Source organism: Azospirillum sp. CT11-132, assembly GCF_047302835.1.
Lineage (GTDB): Bacteria > Pseudomonadota > Alphaproteobacteria > Azospirillales > Azospirillaceae > Azospirillum.
The window spans coordinates 461,181-476,016 of record NZ_JBGLZA010000005.1; the positions used below are offsets into that span (position 1 = coordinate 461,181).

The 14,836-nt window shown below is 67.8% G+C and carries 13 protein-coding genes; 8 read left to right on the plus strand and 5 right to left on the minus strand.

The annotated features are described in order from the left end of the window. Window positions 1-50 precede the first annotated feature (50 nt). From ACCD06_RS21790 to ACCD06_RS21825, 8 genes are all read left to right on the plus strand, one after another. Window positions 51-1,169, plus strand: a complete 1,119-nt coding sequence (locus tag ACCD06_RS21790) for a 2-aminoethylphosphonate--pyruvate transaminase (RefSeq protein WP_413343455.1) — start codon at window positions 51-53, stop codon at window positions 1,167-1,169. Between the two features lie 29 nt (window positions 1,170-1,198). Next, window positions 1,199-2,029 (plus strand): phosphonoacetaldehyde hydrolase, encoded by an 831-nt coding sequence (phnX, locus tag ACCD06_RS21795; protein WP_413343457.1) that lies wholly within the window; start codon window positions 1,199-1,201, stop codon window positions 2,027-2,029. Further along, the gene (locus ACCD06_RS21800) at window positions 2,026-3,267 is read left to right on the plus strand and encodes an NAD(P)/FAD-dependent oxidoreductase (protein WP_413343459.1); all 1,242 of its coding nucleotides are present in this window, start codon (window positions 2,026-2,028) and stop codon (window positions 3,265-3,267) included. Before phnX ends, ACCD06_RS21800 begins: the two co-directional genes overlap by 4 nt. A gap of 27 nt (window positions 3,268-3,294) precedes the next feature. Further along, on the plus strand, window positions 3,295-4,674 hold the full coding sequence (locus ACCD06_RS21805) for an aspartate aminotransferase family protein (protein WP_413343461.1): 1,380 nt from the start codon (window positions 3,295-3,297) through the stop codon (window positions 4,672-4,674). 647 nt (window positions 4,675-5,321) lie between these two features. Further along, the gene (locus ACCD06_RS21810) at window positions 5,322-6,341 is read left to right on the plus strand and encodes a GlxA family transcriptional regulator (protein WP_413343463.1); all 1,020 of its coding nucleotides are present in this window, start codon (window positions 5,322-5,324) and stop codon (window positions 6,339-6,341) included. A 180-nt stretch (window positions 6,342-6,521) separates the two neighbouring features. Continuing rightward, complete coding sequence (locus tag ACCD06_RS21815) at window positions 6,522-7,031, plus strand: dihydroneopterin aldolase (protein ID WP_413343465.1); 510 nt, start codon at window positions 6,522-6,524, stop codon at window positions 7,029-7,031. Window positions 7,032-7,035: 4 nt separating this feature from the next. Beyond that, window positions 7,036-7,737, plus strand: coding sequence for a uridylate kinase (locus ACCD06_RS21820; RefSeq protein WP_413343467.1), 702 nt, complete (start codon window positions 7,036-7,038; stop codon window positions 7,735-7,737). After that, entirely contained in the window at window positions 7,734-7,949 is a 216-nt protein-coding gene (locus tag ACCD06_RS21825; protein ID WP_413343469.1) for a hypothetical protein, read from the plus strand. Before ACCD06_RS21820 ends, ACCD06_RS21825 begins: the two co-directional genes overlap by 4 nt. Window positions 7,950-7,985: 36 nt before the next feature. On the opposite strand, the gene ACCD06_RS21830 is transcribed toward ACCD06_RS21825, so the two are convergent. The 5 genes from ACCD06_RS21830 to ACCD06_RS21850 form a co-directional block, all read right to left on the minus strand. Beyond that, window positions 7,986-8,294 (minus strand): DUF3325 domain-containing protein, encoded by a 309-nt coding sequence (locus ACCD06_RS21830; protein WP_413343471.1) that lies wholly within the window; start codon window positions 8,292-8,294, stop codon window positions 7,986-7,988. Then, entirely contained in the window at window positions 8,287-9,528 is a 1,242-nt protein-coding gene (locus ACCD06_RS21835; protein ID WP_413344073.1) for a PepSY-associated TM helix domain-containing protein, read from the minus strand. The genes ACCD06_RS21830 and ACCD06_RS21835 overlap by 8 nt, the downstream gene beginning before the upstream one ends. Window positions 9,529-10,262: 734 nt before the next feature. Then, on the minus strand, window positions 10,263-12,317 hold the full coding sequence (locus tag ACCD06_RS21840; protein ID WP_413343473.1) for a TonB-dependent siderophore receptor: 2,055 nt from the start codon (window positions 12,315-12,317) through the stop codon (window positions 10,263-10,265). Window positions 12,318-12,336: 19 nt separating this feature from the next. Further along, entirely contained in the window at window positions 12,337-13,674 is a 1,338-nt protein-coding gene (locus ACCD06_RS21845) for a lysine N(6)-hydroxylase/L-ornithine N(5)-oxygenase family protein (RefSeq protein WP_413343475.1), read from the minus strand. A gap of 3 nt (window positions 13,675-13,677) precedes the next feature. Then, window positions 13,678-14,766 carry a GNAT family N-acetyltransferase gene (locus ACCD06_RS21850; protein ID WP_413343477.1) on the minus strand — a complete coding sequence of 363 codons (1,089 nt, stop codon included), beginning with the start codon at window positions 14,764-14,766 and terminating at the stop codon, window positions 13,678-13,680. Between the last annotated feature and the right edge of the window lie 70 nt (window positions 14,767-14,836).

Sequence of the window (14,836 nt, forward strand, 5' to 3'; positions counted from 1 at the left end):
GGGCCATTCCGTCCGTCACGGTCCTCTTCTTCCCTTCGGGATTGTCCCTGATGTCCGACACTGTGCCCTATCTGCTGACTCCGGGTCCGCTGACCACCTCCGCCACCGTCAAGCAGGCGATGCTGCGCGACTGGGGCTCGCGTGACAGCCGCTTCATCGGCCTCAACGCCGCCATCCGCGATCGGCTGGTGCGTCTGGCGGGCGGCAGTGCCGACAGCCATGTCGCGGTGCCCGTCCAGGGCTCCGGCACCTTCGCGGTCGAGGCGATGATCGGCACGCTGGTGCCGCGCGCCGGCCGGCTGCTGGTGTTGGTCAACGGCGCCTACGGCACCCGCATGGTGCGGATCGCCCAGGTGGCCGGCCGACCCGTCACGGCGCTGGAGACGGCGGAGGATCTGCCGGTGTCGCCCGCCGCGCTGGCCGAGGCGCTGGATGCCGATCCGGCGATCACCCATGTCGCAATCGTCCACTGCGAAACCACCTCCGGCATCCTCAACCCGATCGAGGCGGTGGCCGAAGTCACCCGGTCCCGCGGGCGCGCTCTGCTGATCGACGCCATGAGCGCTTTCGGCGCGCTTCCCCTGGACATGGCGGCGCTGGGCGCCGTCGCGGTCGCGGCATCCTCCAACAAATGCCTGGAGGGGGTGCCGGGCATGGGCTTCGTCATCGCCCGCCGCGACGCGCTGGAGGCTGCCAAGGGCAATGCCCATTCCCTGTCGCTCGACCTGCACGACCAGTGGCGCGGCTTCGAGGCGAACGCGCAGTGGCGCTTCACCCCGCCCACCCATGTGGTCGCCGCCTTCGCCCAGGCGCTGGACGAGCATGAGGCGGAAGGCGGCGTCCCGGGCCGTGGCGCCCGCTACCGCGCCAACGCCGCCATCCTGATCGAGGGCATGCGGGCACTGGGATTCGAAACCCTTCTGCCGGACCACATCCAGGCTCCGATCATCGTCACCTTCCGCATGCCGGCCGATCCGGCCTTCGTCTTCGCCGATTTCTACGACCGGCTGCGCGAGCGCGGCTTTGTCATCTATCCCGGCAAGCTGACGGTGGCCGACAGCTTCCGCATCGGCTGCATCGGCCGGCTTGGGACGGAAGAGATGACCGCCGCCCTCGCCGCCATCCGCGCCACCCTGTCGGAGATGGGCGTCGCTTCCGGCACTCCCTGACCGCTCCTTCCGTTCGAAAGCCAAATCCGATGAGCTTCGTCTATTCGCGCCGCTACACCGGGCCGCTCCAGGCGGTCATCCTCGACTGGGCCGGAACCACGGTGGACCATGGCTGCCTCGCCCCGGCCGGCGCCTTCATGGAGGCCTTCCGCCGTTCCGGCGTCACCATCACACTGGAGCAGGCCCGTGCCCCCATGGGGATGGCCAAATGGCATCACATCCAGGCGATCACCCGCATGGCGCCGGTGACCGACGCCTGGACCGCCGTCCATGGCGCCGCCCCGACCGACGCCGATGTCGACCAGCTTTATGAAACCTTCCTGCCACTGCAGGTGGAGGTGGTGGAGCGGCATTCCGACGTGATTCCCGGTGCGGCGGAGACGATTGCCGCCATGCGGGCGCACGGGCTGAAGATCGGCTCGACCACCGGCTACCCCCGACCGGTGATGGAGGTGGTGCAGCGCGTGGCGGCGGCGCAGGGATATGAACCCGACATCACCGTCTGCGCCGGGGAGACGCCGGCCGGCCGGCCCGGTCCGGCGATGGCTTTGCGCTGCGTGGTCGAACTGTCGGTCTCGCCGGTGGAAGCCTGCGTGAAGATCGGCGACACCATCGTCGATGTCGAAGAGGGGCTGAATGCCGGCATGTGGACCATCGCGGTGGCCGACACCGGCAACGAGGTCGGCCTGCCGCTTGCCGACTGGCAGGCCCTGTCGCCCGAACGGCGCGATGCGCTCCATGCCACCGCATCCGATCGGCTGGCTCGGGCCGGCGCCCATTACGTTGTCCGGTCGCTGGCCGAGGTGTTGCCGCTGCTCGACGCCATCGAGGCCCGGCTGGTACGCGGCGAGAAGCCGTGACGGCCGGTTCTGTCATCGACCGCTCGGAAATCGTGGTGGTCGGCGCCGGTGTCCTGGGGCTGGCGGTCGCTTGGGCACTGGGGCAAGAACTGGGTCCTGCCGCCCGGTCGGTTCTGGTGGTCGATCGTCATCCGCCGGCGACCCAGGCGACGGCGCGGGCCGCCGCCCTGCTGACCCGCGCCCGCGGCGATGCGGCGACGGCGGCATTGGTGCGGGACACCTATGCCGCCATCACGAGCCTGGAAGAAGAACTGGACGAGGATCTCGGGCTGCGGCGGGTCGGCACCCTGCATGTGGCCGCCAGCCCTGCGCGTGTCGAGGCCCTGCGTACCCTCGTCGCCGACAGCACCGACCCGGCCGACTGGCTGGACGGCGACCGCGCCGCCCGCCTCGCGCCCTGCCTGTCGGTGGAGGCCGTTGAACGCGCCGCCTTCATGCCGATGGATGGCTTCATCGATCCGGTCCGGCTGGCCGATGCCTACCGCCGGTCGGCCCGCCGCGCCGGCGTGCGGATCATGATCGGCCCGTCGGTCCAGGCGATCCGGGTGGAGGGGGGACGGGTGGTGGGCATCGACACCGACCATGGCGTCATCTCGGCCCCGACGGTGGTCAATGCCGCGGGCGCCTGGGCGGCCGGGCTGGCCTGGACCGCCGGAGTGGGGCTGCCGCAGGCGCCGGTGCGCAGCCAATACTGGATCACCGGCCAGCACCCCGACCTGTTCCCCCGCGATCTTCCCGCCCTGGTCATGCCCGATGCCGGCGCCTATGCCCGGCCGGAACTGGGCGCTCTGCTGTTCGGGTTGCGCGGACGGCGGTCGCTGGCCTTCGATCCGGCCCGGCTTCCCGCCGACACGGCCGGACTGGACCTTGCCGACGCCGACGGCGGCTGGGAGACGCTGGAGGAGGGCTGGCAGGCGCTGGCGCGACTCTGTCCGCCACTGCTGCAAGCCGGCATCGCCCACTATGTTTCCGGCCTGTCCACCTACACCGCCGATGGCCGGTTCGTGCTGGGGCCGGTCCTGGAGGTGCCGGGGCTCTTCATGGCCACCGGCTGTTGCGGCGCCGGCATCGCCGCGTCGGGCGGCATCGGCCGGTCCGTGGCGGCATCCGTCCTGGCCAAGCCGGGGTCGGTGGACCTGTCCCCCTTCGCGCCCGGCCGTTTCGGCGGGGTCGACCCCTTTTCACCGGCGCTGCACGACGCCTGCGCCGCCGCACGCACCGGCAAGATCACCGGCTGAAAGGCCGATTTACAGAAGGATGACGCGATGCAGGCCGACCGTTCCGAAGGCGACATCAACCTCGGGCCGCGGCGCGAACGCTGGATGGCGGACGCCCTCGGCCCCCGCTCCCGCGCACTGGTGGAGCGCGATGCCGCCGCCTTCCTGAGACAGTCCCTGTCCACCCCCTGCCTGTCGGCGATCCGCAAGGCCGAGGGCATCTGGATCGAGGACATGGACGGCCGCCGCTTCATGGATTTCCACGGCAACAGCGTCCATCACATCGGCTACGCCCACCCCCGGCTGGTGGCGGCGCTCAAGACGCAGATGGACGAGCTTAGCTTCGCTCCGCGCCGTTTCGCGTGTGAACCGGCGGCCGAGTTGGCGGAACGCCTGGCGGCAGTCGCCCCGACCGGCCCCGGCAGCCGCGTGCTGTTCGCGCCGGGAGGGTCTGAAGGGATCGAGATCGCGCTGAAACTGGCCCGCGTCGCCACCGGCCGCTTCAAGACCGTCTCCTTCTGGGACGCCTTCCACGGCGCCGGCTTCGGTGCATCCGGCGTCGGCGGCGAGGCGCTGTTCCGCTCCCATGGAATAGGACCGCTGCTGCCGGGGACCGAGCATGTGGCACCCTTCGCCTGCGCCCGCTGTCCCTACGGCTTCGACCCGGCGCCCGGCGGAGGCCCGGACCTTGGCGTCTGCCGGATGACCTGTGCGCGGATGCTGCGCTATGTGCTGGAAAAGGAGGGCGACGTCGCCGCCGTGGTGGCGGAGCCGGTGCGCGCCGTGCCCTATGTGCCGCCGCCGGGATTCTGGGCGGAGGTGCGGCGGGCCTGCGACGCGACCGGCGCCCTCCTGATCTTCGACGAAATCCCGACCGGCCTCGGCAAGACCGGCAGCCTGTTCAGCCACGAGCCGTTCGGCGCGCAGCCGGACATCCTGGTGCTGGGCAAGGCGCTGGGCGGCGCCATGCTGCCGCTGGCTGCGGTGATCGCCCGCCCCGGGCTGGACGTGGCCGCCGACCGGGCGCTCGGCCACTACACCCACGAAAAGAATCCGCTGCTCGCCCGCGCCGGCCTGACCACCCTTGACATCATCCGGGACGAGGGGCTGGCAGAACGCGCCGCAAACCTTGGCGCCTTCGCGCTGGATCGTCTGCACGAGTTGACCGCAGCGCTGCCCGGCATCGCCGACATCCGCGGAGCCGGGCTGCTGATCGGGGTGGAACTGGCCGACCATGACGGCCGCAGCGCGGCCGACCGGGCGGAGGCGACCTTCTACGTGGCGCTCGCGGCCGGTGTCAGCCTGAAGATCTCGCAGGCCACCGTGCTGACGCTGTCCCCACCGCTGACCATTGCCAAGGCCGATCTGGAGCAGGCATTGGCGGTTGTCGCCCAGGCGATTTCCACAGCGGGGGGCTTCACTTTCTGACCACATAGGTGAAGTGGCGGATCACCCCCTTGGTGTCGGTCTCGCGATGGCACCCTCAACTTGTTGATCCTGACGATTATCGATGGCACCGATTGCCCATGGACGCCCGGGATCGGGCGATCACTTGGCAACCAACTGCGCGCCTACGACCTTGGCCCAGATGGCGAAGGCTTGGGCTCGGGCGGTACGACAGTCGGAGGCCGGACGGCTGTGGCGGTTGGTGAGGGTCGTCAGGCCGCTCCATATCCAGACGGCGCTCGCCCCGGCAACCCGTCCAACGCCAACCTGACGGCGCCCTTTCATAAGGGCCGGGTCCAAAGTTCATCCAGGATCATCCGTTTGGGACATGCGGGATTACCTCGCCGGATGATATTATCGTTCGCACATACGGATGATTGGCACCAAAAACAATCCTAACTCGATCAACGTCGTGCTTCTTCAAGAATTATGTCCGCTTTGTTCAATGTCACGGGGCCGCAACCTGCGTAGGCTGCTTGTCATAAAAGTTTGATGGCGCGGAAAGGGATCGATCCCACGCCCATCCGAACGTGGCCGCCGAAGCAAACAAGGCCACGGGTAAACAGCGTGTTCGCCGACCATTCGCGACCCACGATACGAACAGGAAAGCGGAAGAGGGGCACGGGACAATGAAGTGCATTGAACAGCAGTCCGACGGTTCCAAGGTCGACACGATCGGCTTTCTCCTGGTTCCCGATTTCTCCATGATCGCCTTCACCGCGGCGGTGGAGCCTCTCCGCCTTGCCAACCACATCAGCGGCAAGGAGCTGTATCGCTGGGTGCTGCTCTCCCCGACCGGCGGTGTCGAGCGGGCCAGCAACGGCATCCGGATCTGCGTCGACCACGCCATCGCCGACGCCCCACAGCTGTCCACCGTGATGGTGTGCAGCGGCATCGGAGGCCATTGGTACGAGGATCGGGCGGTGTTCTCTTGGATGCGGCGTTCGGCCGCCCAGGGGATCGCCTTCGGCGCCCTGTGCACGGCCAGCCATATCCTGGCCCGGGCCGGCCTGATGAACGGCTACCGCTGCACCATCCATTGGGAGAACATGGCCGGCTTCGCCGAGACCTTCCCGGAAATCGAGGCGACGGGGGAGCTGTTCACCATCGACCGCAACCGCTTCACCTGCGCGGGCGGCACCGCAGCCACCGACATGATGCTGCACCTGATCGCCGCCCGGCATGGCGAGAAGCTGGCGATGGACATCGCCGAGCAGCTTCTCCACACCAAGATCCGGGCCGGCAGCATCCGCCAGCAGGAAGAACTACATGTCAATCCGGTGCTGGATCACGAAGATCTCAACTCCGCCGTGGCGGTGATGCAGGCCAACATCGAGGAACCGCTGGACCTGCTGACGCTCGCCGCGGAGCTGGGCCAGTCCCGCCGGAATCTGGAGCGGCTGTTCCGCAAATACATGAACTGCTCGCCGGCGAAATACTATCTCGGCCTCCGGATGAAGCGGGCGCGGCAGCTGCTGTGCCAAACCCGCATGTCGGTGATGGAGGTGTCGATCAGCTGCGGCTTCATTTCCGCCACCCACTTCAGCAAATGCTACCGCGATCACTTCGGCATCGCCCCGCGAAGCGATCGCCAGAGCCAGCGGCACAGCCCGCTTGCCGCCGCGCACGAGTTCGCCGGCCTGACCTGATGCGGCAGGTGCGGAGCAGGCTCAACTCCGGGAAATCAGGCGGGTGGCGGCGGGATTCCTCAATTCGGTGTCGTATTCGAACACATGCCCTCCTCAGGTCGCCGATAAGGTACAAAACGGCCTGCCACACATCCGATCCGCGTCAGGCCCCGCCGGACAACTGCCAGGAGGACGGCACCGATGCTCGAAACGATCCTTTCCGCCCAATGCGCGCGCGGCGCGGCCACGGCCGACGCCCGGCTGTCCTCCATCCCGGCCAGCCTCTACGAGTTGTTTTTGGAGAATGTCGTCCTGCCCTGCCGGATCGGCGTCTTCGATTACGAGCGCGGCGCGCCTCAGCGGGTGCGCATCGATCTTCTGCTGCAGGTGCGCCAGGACGGAGCCCAGTTCTCCGACGATATAGGCGATGTGCTGTCCTACGATGATCTGTTGTCCGGGTTGAAACGGATCCTGATGGACGAGCACACCAATCTGGTCGAGATGCTGGCGGAGAAGATCGCCCGTATGTGTCTGGCCCACGAACAGGTGCAGTCGGCCCGCGTGTCGGTGGCGAAGCTGGACATTTACAACGGGGTCGCGGTTCCGGGCATCAGGCTGGAGCGGACGCGCGACCAGATGCCGGCGTCGTCCCTGCCGGCGTCACATCGCCTGATGGTCATGGCCGACCGCTTGGCCGACCGGCGGATCTGATCCGATGACGGCCAACGCATCGCCAGAAGACGGATCGCCAGACGCCGCGGCGCGGCCCTGGGTGATCAAGATCGGCGGCAGCCTGTCGGACTGGCACCGGCTGGGAACCTGGTTGGACCTGATCGCCCGTCCTGGCCATCTCCACCCTCTGGTCATCGTGCCGGGTGGCGGTCCGTTCGCCGATGCCGTCCGCGATGCCCAGGACAATTGGCGCTTCGACGATCGCCTCGCCCATCGCATGGCCCTGCTGGCGATGGAACAATTCGGGCTGATGCTGCACGGCATCTGCCCGGCGCTGCAGACGGCGGCGACGCACGAGCGGCTGCGGTCGCTGATCCGGGCACGGATGCCGGCGGTGTGGCTGCCGTCCGCCATGGTGCTGGATCGGCCGGAGATCGCCGAAAGCTGGGAAGTCACCTCCGACAGTCTCGCGGCATGGCTGGCGGTGGAGCTGGACGCGGCGGCGCTGGTGCTGGTCAAGTCGGGACCCTGCCCCTGCGCGGCGACCGATGCGGCGTCGCTGGCGCGCGACGGGCTGGTCGACGCGGCCTTCCCGCACTGGCGCGCGCGCTTTTCCGGCGAGAGCTGGTGCATCCATCGCGACAACCACAGCCTGATGGAAGAGGCGCTTGCCGGCCGCGCGAATCCCGGCTGCGGCCTGCTGCGCAACCCGGAGGCGGAACTTCTGCCGGGCCTGCGGGTATGACCGAATCATCCTCTGCTTCCGCTCCGCCGAGGTCGGCCTGGGCGCTGACCGGATCCGACCATTATATCAAGGAGACGCTCAACCTGATGGGCGCCGGCGGCACCCCGCACATCGCCCCCTTCCGCGTGACCCGCAGCGGGGAGGATCTGGTGATCGCCCCTTTCCGGGATTTCGCGGCGCCCTGTGCCGGGGCGGCGCACGAGGCGACGTGATCGACCCGGACAGGGTTGCCGGCGTCGTCGAAAGCGTCACCGCGTCCGGCCGCGTGCCGGCCTGCACAGCCATGTGACCGTGGCGCTGACGGCGAGTGCACCCGCGGTCAGCGCCAGCACCCAGAGCAGGATGCCGAAGCCGGCGCCGTCCCGGTGCACCGCGGCAGACAGGGCCGCCGCCATGCACAGCGCCGCGGCACAGCGCAGGCGATGAATCGTCCGCCGCGGCAGGACCCGCGGGGAATCGACCAGATCGCGCCAATGCCGCTCCACCGTCAGGACGAGCGCCCCGAAGGCGAGGTAGCAGAGGCCGAAGATCGCGGGGAAGGACAGGACGTCAGGCATGGTCGGTCAGCCTCGACAGGGTGGACGCCTCGGGCCGCGCACGCCGGGCCAGACGCCTGGAAACGCTCCAGGCACCGGCCGCCGTCAGCGCCAGCACCGCGTCGACGCCGACCACCGCCCAGTCGCCGGCCGCCGCCGCCCGGACGGGATGCTCACCGGTGGTGATCCAGTTCAGCACCACGCAGGCCGCGGCCAGCAGGGCGATGGCGGCGCACTGGCTGCTCCAGGGCGGATCCTGCTTGGTGCGGAGCGCGGCGTGAACGGCGCTGGCGATCCAGGTCAGGAAGAAGACGCCGACCTCCACCAGCTCGCGTGACGGCACTCCGGACGGCAACAGGCGGTTGGCCGCCATCATCGCCAGCGTGGCGATCAGCAGCCCGGTGGTGGTGCCGCAGGTCAGGGCGGCGACGCTGCGCCAGCCCACGCCGGGCAGGCCATGGATGACGCGCCGTTTCTCCATCCAGTGCAGCATGCCGGTGCCGATCAGCACGCAGCCGGTCAAGCCGAACAGGAAATAGAGCCAGCGCAGCGGCCAATGCTCGAAGGCGGCGAAGTGCAGCCCCGACATCACCCGGTGCGCCGCCACCATCGGTCCCGGCCGCTGGTACTTCAGCAGCGCGCCGGTCACCCCGTCGAAGAAGACCGGCTGGACATCCAGGCTGATGCGGTCGCCGGTGTCGCGGTTGATGCGGACCACCGATGCGGCATCGCCCGCATTGTAGACGAAGACCACTGCGGCCTCGCCGCCGCCCCACAAGCGTTTGGCCTCGGCCAGCATCGGGTCGAGCGGTGCCGCCCGCGCCCGGGTGCCGGCGCGCGGCCGGCTGTAATTGCCGAGCGCGTCGTCGTAGAAGCGCTGCACGTCCCCGCCATAGAGCGCCTGGACGCCTGCCGGCAGCACGATCGGCAGGATGATGACGATCCCGGTGAAAGTAATCATCAAATGGAAGGGCAGCACCAGCACCCCGGTCAGGTTGTGCAGGTCGAGCAGCGAGCGGCGAAGTTGGCCCCAGCTGCGGAAGGTGAAGAAGTCCTTGAAGATCCGCGCGTGGATGATGACGCCGGAGATCAGCCCGGCCAGCATCGCCACCGACGCGAAGGACACGATCCAATAGCCGACGAATCCCGCCCGCAGGTGTAGGCTGTAATGGGCCAGTGAAAGGCCAGCTTCTGGCCCCTGCGTGGCATGGCCGCACCGAGCGGTCTGCTCGCTCCAGCACCCCGCTCGTGCCACTGTGCTGATGTTGCTGTACCAGCTCCTCAATGGACGACTTCTTCTCCGTCTGCTGACCTTCCGTGGGCATCATGGCAGCATACAGTGGATGGGGGAGACCAGCTCCAGCCTCCCCGCCTGGGATCTGGGTATCCAACATATTCTGTGTGAATCAATCCAGGAGCAGAATGCTCAGCATTTCATGGCATTGTGATCAACAGGCCTTCTCAGCCTCCTCTTCTGTTCCAGGTGCTAGCCCCTGCATGGCCTCATTGGACAGTCAGCACCACTGCATAATGTTGGCACCCAGTCTGTCAGCCTGATGCAGCAGACATCTCTCCTGGTATCTTCTCAGCCCCTGCCTTGAATCCCATTTGCATTTCTCAGCCCCTGGCTGCACTGCTGCAGATCAGAAGAGCAGTGATGCTGGCTCTGTGCCCTCAGCTGAGGCCATGCTCAGCATTAAAATTCCTGCCAAAGTGGCAATGTGTGGCTCCCTGCTGAGCTCAGAGGCCATTCCATTCAGTCTTCTGCTGCTGCCTGTGTGTTCTGGAAACCTGGTAACCTCAGCTGAATGCTCTGCTGTGTCCACCCTGAGCCTCCATCTTCCCTTCTGTGAATCATGTGATGCATAGCTACCATGATCCTTCTTGGAATTTGTCTGTTGTTGTCATCTCATACTTCTTGATCAGAACAGTTCTGTGTTCATTCTCCTCATCACACTCTCCATCCATCCTTCAGCAGACCCATTCTAATCATATGGTCCCTCTCGTCGACAGGGCGTAGTTCAGCGACGGGAACTCGTTGTACATCGAGCTCTGGGCGGTGACGCCGCCGCCGACGCTCAGCCGGTCGTCAATGGTCTCGGGCAGACGGTAGTTGGTCCACAGCTTCACCTGATGCATCGGCGCGATGGCGGTGAAGGCGCTCGCCGCGTTGGCGCTGCTGTCCAGGCTCTTGGCACGGGTGAAGGTGTAGCCGGCATAGACGTCCCAGCCCGGCAGGATCTCGCCGGAGACATCCAGCTCGAAGCCGCGGCTCTGCGCCTTGCCGCCGGAGACGTAGATGGACTGGTTGGGGAAGCGCGGGTCGGACTGCGGCCGGTTCTCCTCCTCGATGTGGAAGACGGAGGCGGTGGCGTGCAGGCGGCCGCCGAAGTAATCGGCCTTGATGCCGGCCTCATACTGCCGCCCCTTCAACGGCTCCAGCACCTTGCCGGACGCATCGACGTAGGATTGCGGCTCGTACACCTGGGAGACGCTGGTGTAGAGGGCGTAGGTGGAGTTGACGTCATAGACGAGGCCGGCATAGGGCGTGACCTTGCCGCGGACGGACGCGCTGCTTTCCGCGGTGCCGGCCAGGGCGTCGGCATCGACTTTGGTCTGCCACCAGTTCATCCGCCCGCCGACGATCAGCTTCAGCGGCTCGGCCAGCTTCAGGCGCAGGACGCCGTAGGTGCCCCAGCTGTCGGTGGTGGTCTTGGTGTCCTTCTGCCAGTCCCGCCAGGCCGGCTCGGCCGCCGAGGCGTCGGGCGAGAAGATGTTCTGCGTCACCGACCAGCTGCCGGACGGATTGGCCGCGCGGTGGCGGAAGGTCGTCCGCTCGTAATTCGCGCCGACGGCCACCTCGTGGGTCAGGCCGAACAGCCCGAAATTGCCGGTGGCCGACAGGTCGGCGCCCAGCTGCTCCTGATCGTAGCGCAGCTTTTGTGCAAACAGCGTCGTCCGGTTCACCCCCGGCGTGACCGGCGCGTAGGCATAGGCCATCTTCCGGTCCATCTCGTTGTCGATGTAATGGGTGGCCAGCTTCACCGCCCAGCCATTGTCGAACCGGTGCTCCAGGTCGGCGAAGCCGCCTTTGGTGGTGAAGACGTCCTCGTTCCACTTCTCGCCCAGCGAGGTCGAGCGGTCGACGTCGAGCAGACGCAGCTGCGGCCGCCCGCCCACCACCGACGCATAGGCCGGCAGGTTCCAGGCGCCCTGGTAGCTCATGCGCTGGTACCACGCGCCGGCCGTCAGGGTGGTGTCGGGCGTCAGGTCGGCGGCGATGCTGCCATAGGCGAGGCCGCGGCGCTGCTCCGTCCAGTCCTGGAACGCGTTGCGGTCCTGATAGGCGCCGACGAAGCGCCCGCGCAGGCTGCCGGACTCGTTCAGCGGACCGGTGATGTCGCCCTCGCCGCGATAGTTGGCATAGGAACCGGCGGTCAGCTCGCCATAGCCTTCCAGCGTCTTCTTCGGGGTCTTGCGGACCAGATTGACCGCACCGCCCGGCCCGCCCATGCCGTTCAGCAGCCCGGCCGGCCCCTTCAGCACCTCGACCCTCTCGTACATCGCCAGATCGGGCGAGGCGAAGATGCGGTCGTCCAGCGTCGTCGGCACGCCGTCGAACTGCAGGGTTGTGATCTCGAAGCCGCGCGAATAGAAGTTCAGGCGGTTGCCGTCGATCGGTTCCACCGTGACGCCGGGCGTCTGCCGCATGGCGTCTTCCAGCGTGATGAGCTTCTGTTCCTCGATGCGTTCACGCGGCACCGTGGTGACGGTCTGCGGCACCTCGCGCGGGGCGAGCGGCAGCTTGGAGCCGACCGTGGTCGGCGGGTTGGCATCGCGCTGGCGGTCGGCGCTGACGTCGATCGTCGGCAGCGTCATCGTCTCGGACGATGTGTTTCCGGTGTTCTGCGCCGGATTCTGGACTGCATTTTGGGCCAGTGCGACGGCCGGCAGCAGCAGGGCTGCCGCCGCGACCGACCCCAGCAGACGGACGCGCCCCCTGTTATTTCCCCAACGGCGTCCGGGCTGCCCAATGGTCTTCATTCCGAAAGTCCCCCATTCGTCACTGTGCTGATGTCGTTGTGCGGATTTGTTGGCCGTCTCCCCGGTCGGCGTCCGCCGTCAGGGCCGTGGCGATTTCCTGCGCGCGGATCGGCAGGATTGAGAGCAGGGTGTCGCTGAGGCCGTGCGTCGCCTCGCAGCAGCCCTGCAGATACAGGCCGGCGGTGCAGCCGGGGACGGTCGGCAGGCGGTAGTTGCGCCTGACCTCCCCGCCGGCCAGCCAGGGCCCCATCGGCTGCAGCAACTCCTCGTGGATGCGGCGGTGATAGCCGGTGGCCAGCACCACGGCGCCATAGCGCCGCTCGTGGCGTCCGCCGCCGTCCAGGCTGGCGAGGTCGAGCACCGGGTCGCCGTTACTGGCGCGGCGGGCCGCCACCACCTCGTGCCGGGTCAGCATCGCGTGGCGCGCCGTCCCCTCGACCTTCTGCTGGTAAAAGATGCCGTAGACGGCATCGATGAGATCGGGGTCGACGACGGCATAGTTGGTGTTGTGGAAGGCGCGCAGCAGGTCGGCACGCTCGGCCGGGGGCAGGCCGTAAAGGTAATTGGTGTAGCCGGCGTCGAAGACCTGATTGGCGAAGGGGCTGCTGTCGGCCGGCCGCATCGCCGGTCCGCGCCCGATGATGTCCACTGCGACGCCCCGCCCATGCAGGTCGAGGAAAATCTCGGCCGCGCTCTGCCCAAGCCCGACCACCGCGACCCGGCCGGCCCGCGCCAGCTCCTCCGCGGCGGACAGATAATCGTTGGAATGGATCACGAGCGGACCGCCCCCGGCCCCGGCACCTCTGCGCACGAGGCCGTCGAAGGCGTCGGGAATCCGCGGCGTCGCCCCGGCGCCGATCACCACGTTGCGGGCAAGCCAGCTCCGCTCGCGGCCGGCGCGGTCACGGGCATGGACGCGGACAAGCGGCACCGCCTCTCCCACCCGCGCCGGCTCGATCGCCGTCGCCTCCAGCCCGTAGTCGCAGAAATCGTCGAAATCGGCGGCGACCCAGGCGAGATAGTCGTTGAACTCGCGCCGGCTGGGATAGAAGGTTCGCAGATTGATGAAGTCCTGCAGCCGGCCTTGACCGTGCAGGTAGCTGAGGAAGCTGTAGCGGCTGGTCGGGTCGCGCAGCGACACCAGATCCTTCAGGAACGAGATCTGCATCCGGCTGCCGTCCAGCAGCATGTTGCCGTGCCAGACGAAGGTTTCGCGCTTTTCCAGGAAGCGGCAGGCCAGACCGGCACCCCCCTCGCGCAACGCCACCGCCAGGGCCAGATTAGACGGGCCGAAGCCGACGCCGACGAGGTCCAGAACACGTCCACCGTCGCCGATGAGGGAGGGGATGCCATGCATCGCTCAGCCCCTCTGCTTCGTCGTGGCCGGGTCGGCGCGCGGCACCCACAGACGGTCGGCGAAATAGCGCTCGCGCAGCAGCATGATCAGCATCGCCCGCTTGTGCGGGAAGTCGAACTCCTTGACCTTGGCGAAGCCGGAGCGGTCGAGATTGCGGATCTGCTGGTGATGGTCCGCCCGCGGCTCACCGACGATGCGCTGGGTGCGCGGGTCGTCCAGGAACATGAAATGCACCAGCGACGGCAGCCACGCGCTGACATAGGCCCGTCCACGTACATGCTCCTCGCCGATCAGCACATGCCAGCCGCGGTCGTAATCCTGCGCGTCGTAGAAGGCGCCGATCCGGTTCTCCTTGGCCCAATAGACTTCGAAATAGCCGAAGGGCGCACCGTCCAAGCTGGCGATCAGCGGGATGCTGTGGGGATCGGCGAGCTGCGCCTCCAGATAGGCGCGGTGCTTGGCCGGATCGCCCTCCTCCTGCCAGAAGAAGGCGACGCGCGGGTCGTTCTGCCAGCGATGGAAACGCTCCAGATCACCGTCGATGTCGGCGACCCGGAAGGACAGCGTCTGCTCCAGCCAGGGGATGTGGCGGGCGTAGAGCGTGCCCTGCGGCTTGGGCGGCCGGCGCGGGTGGTAGCGGCCGTTCGAGACGATGTGCGCCTGGGGATATCCGCCCGATCCGGCGCCCAGGAGCCACAGGTCGGGCCGCTGGTACAGGGCACCGGCCATCGCCAGCTGGGTGCCGCCATCCTCCACCACGACGCCGTCCAGACGCAGCGCCTCGGCGAGACGGTCGGGGGCGGTCAGCCGCAAAATCGCGGGGTCGTCGGCGCGGATGAAGGTGGCGTCGAGCGCGGCGAATGCTGCCAGACGGCGGAGGTCTTCGCCGTCCGCCGCCAGTACCGCATCCTCCACCAGGGTCAGTTCGGTCGCCGCGGCACTGCCGGACAGCCGCCAGCGCTGCCGTACCTCGCCATCCAGGCGGACGGTCAGGTCGGCTCCGTCCCACAGGGTGCGGAGCGGGCGGCCAAGCGCACGGCAGGGCACCGGAACACCGCCGGACGCGGTCAGGGTGTCGGAATCGGCGGTCATCGAAGGCGCCTCCTCATGGCCGGCCGCGCGAGGCGCGGCGACAGGCGTTTGGGAAAGGGATGGGGGTTTC